The 6,931-nt window shown below is 52.0% G+C and carries 2 protein-coding genes; both read right to left on the reverse strand.

Annotated elements, in window-relative coordinates:
- Positions 1-19: 19 nt before the first annotated feature.
- Complete coding sequence (locus P8N76_07660) at positions 20-6,334, reverse strand: Ig-like domain-containing protein (protein ID MDG2381534.1); 6,315 nt, start codon at positions 6,332-6,334, stop codon at positions 20-22.
- A gap of 258 nt (positions 6,335-6,592) precedes the next feature.
- Positions 6,593-6,931, reverse strand: a 339-nt coding sequence (locus tag P8N76_07665) for a hypothetical protein (protein ID MDG2381535.1), incomplete at its 5' end; no start/stop codon positions are given.

Raw genomic sequence — 6,931 nt, forward strand, 5'->3', positions numbered from 1 at the left:
AACCTTTCTCGTCGCCGCACTAGAATTCGATATCTAGTAATTCTTGATCGCTGTCCAGAGTCGCTAATTTAAAATCCTCTTGGAAATCACCAAAAATCATATCGCGGGCCCTTTCTTCGGAAAGAGGACGGGCCCGACGAAGTTCTGGCAGCACATTTCGACTGTCCTGTTGAGTTTCCACCTCGGTAACATCACCACGAGACGGTTGACTAAGAATTGCAGCTGCTAACTGAGAATCGAGAGGTGTTGCCGCGCTGACATATTCCCCCTGCTGGAACGCAAACACGAAATCTTGGGTGTCGAAATCTCCGTCAGCATTCCAGTCTCCTTCCGCCCAAGACGAGTTGCCTGCAACACCGTCCTCGTATTTCCCCGCCTGAAAGACCAAGACAAAGTCACTTGAGTCAAAGCGACGATCCAGATTGGAATCACCCATCGGCGATCCCATGCTACCCGTCACGAAATCGATCAAGTCATCAGAATCGAGGATTCCATTCTGGTCGCGATCATAGGCAAGATCTTGGGCTCGGATACGATCGCTCATAAAGTCGATATCAGCCACATCCACGTTACCGTCTCGATTTAAGTCAGCCGGATTGGGGCCAAAACTTGCCGTTCCGGGTGTGGGAACAGCGGCCAACCAACTGCTGACAAGATCACCGTAACTATCGGCAGCCAATCGGTTAAGTGAATCGCCCGCACCATCAGCGGATCCAGGCCACGGTTGATCATCCTCATACCTCACACGATCTACCAGAATGAATTCTGAATCATCACCGGCTACCGTCCGTTGCAATTCGAGATTTTCTCCACCGTTGTCGAGTACACCACTAAAGGGGCCGATTAATTCAACATCCGCAGCGATTGCGTAATGGGTGCGGAAGGCAGTCGTCGCTGCGACGTCCGCCGGATCAAAAGACACCGCTACGAGACCTCGGTTTGGCCCCACAGTTGTGCCCTCGGGGAAGGAAAAGTCAACGGCCTTGCCCAAACGCCAACCTGTCACATCAAGCGGGCTGGCGGTTGGATTCCAGACTTCCACATACTCATAGGCATCCGAAGTCGTTTCATCCGCTGGCGTGGTCGGGTTGTAGTTCACTTCGCTGATAATCGGACCATTCAATAAGGGTCCTGAGTTGGGTGCGCCAAACGTCGTCGTCTGTTGCGGGAAGAGGCCGCCCTCTCCGTTCGGCCAACGACCTAAAGAAACACCCGTCTCGGTGGCGAGGAAACTAGCAGAATCGGCAAACCGCAGCGAATCGTCAGCCGTCGCTGCCACAAGCCAGATATCATCGTTAGCCTGTCCCTTAAAACCAAATCCAAGTTGACTTTCATCCAACACCAAAGAATCACCAGGATTCAGAGGCGTTAAACCCTCGGCCAATTGAAACCTCGTCAGGTTGTTCGCCGTGTCACTTACGTACCATTGGCTCACATCGACCGCCGCACCAGAAACGTTCAACAATTCAACTTGGTCGATTTGAGGTGCGTCTGTATTCGTCAAGATCTCATTGATCACAACGTCCTCCGCAAAACCTTGATCGGCCGCACCGGGCGTACCCCCAACCAAATCACTGGCCACCCAGTTACCGCCTTGCGATCCATCGGCTTGGGAATCGCTCAAGACAAGCGTCGATCCGATCCCATCAGCCCGTTCAGGCCAAGCCCCTTCGTCATCGTAGCGGAACTGTCGAATCACTTCGCCATCAGCCGAAAAGAGACTCAGCATTTCTCCTCCATCACCCAGCCGGCCACCGCCCCAAACACCTTGGGGCCCGTTTAAGCCGTCGTTCCCAGCGGCCAACCTCACATTCGGTCCATAACGTGTTGCGAAGGCATCCTGATTTCGCACGACAACTCGGTATTCTCCTGGGGCCAAGGTCTGGGCAGCGAAGTCAAACCGAACGCCTTCGGATTCTCCGTCCACCGAAATTTGACGCAGTTGGACTCCTGCCAGGCTGACCGGCACGTCGCCAATATTTTGCAGCTCGATGAATTCGAACGCATTTCCATTCAGATCAGGCTCGCCCAGTGAAGGCATGCCGTCATGCGGATTATAATTCAATTCACTAATTGCCAGATTCTCTGCAGATGCGGCAATTTCAAATGCAAAGGTGGCATCGGTCAAGGCCGACCATTCAGTGCCATTTTTGATCCTCGCGCGTAGTTGGCCAGAACCGGCAACCGGCAACGCTCCGCCCGCATAAACCACCGCAGTCGCCGAAATCTCACCACCTTCCAAGCGTGGATCGGAGCCGTCCAGGGTATACAGAAGTTGGCCCGCATCATTGGCGTTAGGATTATCAAAAGAAATGACCGCCGCCGAATCAGCGAACCCCCCGTGCTGTCGATTCCCATCGACCAAAAATTCAGGCGCATCCGTATCGGGATATAAGTTTGCTCGCCGGAAATTGCTGATCGCTTTGTCAGTTCGAACAGGGAAGTAATCGTCGATTAGCCGGTTTTGTTCTTTAATCCAATGCTCATCACGAGTCTGTGGTGAGCGTTGCTTTGTGTCTCCCCAGCGGGCCGATTCTGCCACGATCGCCAGATCGAGTTCACCCGCACGGTTCATCCAACGAGCCGCTGCATTTTCTGGCGTCAACACTCCATCGTTGTAAAGCATTCGATGAACGTGATCGGCAAAGCGTACGCGATACTCCTCGATATCATCGAGTCTTCCCCGAAAACCCAGCAAATCACTGACAGGAGATGTCCCACGCGTTGATGTGCTCTCGAGAATACGCTCAACATCCCACATGTAGAACCGCCATAAGCCCTCTCCTGTTCCACCTCCGGCCATCCTCCAGTTCCCGTTAGTCTTAAGGTCCTGGTTTCCGCCATATAGCTGGACGATGTTGAACATGATGTGGTTGTCAACATCCAACACCTCCTGAATCTGCCCCCAATTCTTCGACCGCACGATGTCGCCAAGTCGATCATATGAATCATCATTTCCATCAACAAATGCCCCACCGTTCAACGCATCATATTCGTGGGCTTCTCCGCCAAAATAGGCCGCCACATGACTTGCGTCTTGCCGTTCATGCATCTCATAAACGCCCCAGTACAGTCCATTCAGATAGAGATGAACGTAATCACCATACCCGGCCGACAGATCACCAGCGGCCAACATCGTATCTCGGGCCCACGCTTCTCGCATCATGGAGCCACGATTTCGCTGTCCTTGATCCCAATGAATCCATGAATTGTTATAGCGAGCTCGCAAATGAATCGCGTTAAAGGTATCGACCGGGGAATCCTCGAAGAGCGGATACTCCAGGCTGCCCGCACCATATTGTTCACGAAAACGCAAACTCATCGAATGCTTGACATGCTCTGTATTCCGACTGGCACCTCCTTGCATCCTCGCTCCCGCATCAATCTGAAAACCGATTTCTCCATCTGGATAAATCAACTCAGCGGACGCAGCCGCTTCATTGGTACCGCCCGGGTTTGAATAGAGACCCTTTGCTCCGAAAACATCCTCCTGGTCCAACGTCAGAGAGAGCGTCGGCAAATCAACGAGTGCATCGCGCATTCGACCGGAATAGGTCGCACTCTGCGTGATATCGGCATCCATTTCATAATTCGAACGGAAACTACGCCAGCGCTCTGGAAATTCTACTTCACTACCTGTCGGACCCGTTTTTGGTGTTGCGGATTGATCAATGACCTGATCAACAAATACATAGGTCTGCGTATCAACATTCGAACCCAGGTAATCGCCATAGAAGGCCGCAGCTCTCAAGGTCGTTGTGCGGTCAATCGAAATCGGTCCGGCATAGACATTACCGTGATCCGCAGTCGGAGCGCTACCATCAAATGTATAGCGAATCTCCGCGGCAGCAGTTGAACTGACAATCTCAACTTCGAACTGTTGATCATAAAGCCCTCGATCAACACTAAACTTCGTATCTGCGACTAAGCCAGGATAGGCAGTGCCGTTGTCAGCACCGGGTGTTGCTGACGTCAGATATCCAATCGAACCGCCCGAGGCAATACCGTAGGAGACTCCTGGCCGCTGCTCAGGATACTCATCACCAAATTCACTCAGCACGGATCCCGCTGGACCAGCCAAGGCAAGATACTCACCGTCCAAAGTGAGCCCAAAGTTCGTATGCAGCCGGCCCGTTTCATCCAAATTCGGATCGGCCATGTTCAATTGAGTCGCATAAACGACCAAATAGCCCGACCCATCGATCTGAGTTCCATCCGGAAAAGCCCACTTCGTTTTGTTGTCCTCATCGTCTGTCAGGTGGAATCCAGAAATATCCACTTTCGAACTAGAAAGATTCTTGATTTCAATCCAGTCAGGTGTAGTACGATCCCCTCGATATCTCCCCCCTGCATCCTCTCGTAATCGAGTTTCAATCTCACCCACATTCGCCGTCATAAATTCAGTAATTTGAAGCGGAGAAGCCCCTACAAACAGTGAGACTTCTGCTTGTTCAGAGTTCGAATTACCATCTGACACCCGATAGATAAAGCTATCGGTCCCAACGAAATCTTCGGCCGAGTTATAGGTAAACGTACCGTCGACCTTGAGATCTAATGTTCCATTTGCAGGCGGTTGCACCAACTCGACGGTCAAACCGCTGCTGTCAACGTCCGAATCATTGGCCAACACGCCGTTGGAAAGTGTCGTGACAACTCCTTGGCCAGGGGCGGCAAAATAGCCATCGTCCGAGGCTATCGGTGCATCATCGACCGCCTCGATGGTCAGATTAACCGTAATCACTTCGGAGGTATCAATTCCATCGCTTAAACGATAGGTAAAACTATCCGACCCGTAATAATTGAGATCCGACGCATAGTGAATTGCACCATCCGCTTCAAAGGTCAGGTCACCACGCTCTGGATCGCTCAAAAGTTCAGCAGTAATCGCATCTCCATCAGCATCCTGATCATTGCTCAACAGGCCATTTGCTGCCGTCAACGCAAATGGAATGTCCTCAACAACGCTTAACTGATCATCAGTGCCGGATGGAGGTGTATTAACCAGAATGCTGACAGCCTGCGCGACCGACAACCCTGTCCCATCATCAATCTGGTAGGAAAACTCAGCGAGGCCAGCGAGGCCCTGAGGGTCGTAAACAAATGCACCGTCAGGCTCAAGCGTCAAACTTCCAAAGTTCACATCGTTTGTGACAACTGCCTTTAAACTGGCACCGTCTGGGTTTTCGTCATTCGCCAAAACACCGACGATTGCCGGAATCTGCAAAACTTCACCCGGCTCGGTCTCGAACTGATCGGCACGGGGAATCGCTGGGTCATAGCTCGGAGCTATTTCGAGCGTCACCGTGACCACGTTGGAATCCCGAAAATCATTTGCAGCGTAGGTAAACGAATCGATACCAAAATAGTTCATCTCAGGGACGTAAAGAAACGTTCCAGTTTCTGTCAAAGAAACTCTTCCATGGCTGGAATCGCTCACAAGCACTGCAGACAACGGATCACCATCGGCATCGACATCATTCGCCAAAATCGATTGGGGAGAAAAGAACACGCCGTCTTCAACAAGCTGAAAGGTGTCAGGAGCCGCAACCGGCGCTTCATTGTCATAATAAGAAGAAAGGTCCGTATGCAATTGGCTAACTTCACCGCTGTTCAGCACACCGTTGTACACACGCACTTCGGCAATATCACCGGTGAATCCATTGCTACTAGTTTCCAACCCACCCATCACAAAGTCAATTATTTGAGAGCGATCTTGAGAACTCGCATCAGAGCGTGATCCCTGATTCACACCGTCGACGTATATCGTCAAATCGGAACCCTGGCGAACCAGCGTCGCGGTGTGCATCGCACCGTCATTCAAACCCGACTGGGCGGAATAGACACTCTTTGGCGGAGAAACGAAACTCTCCCCCATACCGCCGGCAACCTTTCCTGCCGAAGTGATTGACAAACCCCAATCGGTAGTGAAGCCTAATTGACTCCCATCGACCAACCCTGTGTTGTCAAACCAGCGTGTTTCATCGCCGACCAAATTGTTGCTCGCTGTGCGAAAAACAACTGAGATCGAAAAATCGGCAGCACCCTTTAAGGGGCTCTGCACTCCAGGAACTCGAAACAGATCAACACCGTCACCCGCGTCAAAGCGCAAAACGGATCGCCCATCAATCCCGTCATGAATTAACGTCGGCTGCCCTTCTGCACTGGCCACCATATCCGAGGTCAAATCAGCCCATTCAGCAACCACCGCACCGTCAGCCACACCATCCGTGAGCTCCTGACCACGCCAATGCCCTACCAAATCCCCGGCGAGAAGCACGCGACTTTCAAGTTTTTCTAGTTGTCCAGATCGCCTGCGCGCGCACCTTGAGTTCATTCGTCGGATCATCGTAAGAACATCGCCTTCTACACGTTTGTGACTTCGGTGGAATCTAGGGAGATTCAACTCTTTTGGAGCTGATTGCCTACCTTTTTTCTGCGAAAACCGCAGCGAGCTGCTCCCCCATCGTAATCCAAGTCAACAAAGCTTGCCACACGATTCGCTGTTTCGACGGCTGAGTGATTAGCGCACAAATAGATTAGCGCTTCGCCAACGCTGAGAAGAGCAACCATCAACGCGCGTGAACGTTGTAAATCAAGAAAAATCTCTGGGCGATGCCCCACCAGGATCGTCCTCGTCGGATTCCGAGCGCCGACGGTCAAAATCCAGGCTCAACTGCGACCCATACGGTGATTGACTCAACGAATCGTCGTCGTCCAGATCATCGTCGTCCACATCGTCGTCTTCACCGAAATCCACGTCCGCATAACGGTCGACGTTTTCCGAAACGGCGTCGCTTTGAGTTCCAGGATCATCGTCTTCGGGATCATCGTCTTCGGGATCATCGTCTTCGGGATCATCGTCTTCGGGATCATCGTCTTCGGGATCATCGTCTTCGGGATCATCGTCTTCGGGATCATCGTCTTCGGGATC

The organism is Pirellulaceae bacterium, from assembly GCA_029243025.1.
Taxonomy (GTDB): domain Bacteria; phylum Planctomycetota; class Planctomycetia; order Pirellulales; family Pirellulaceae.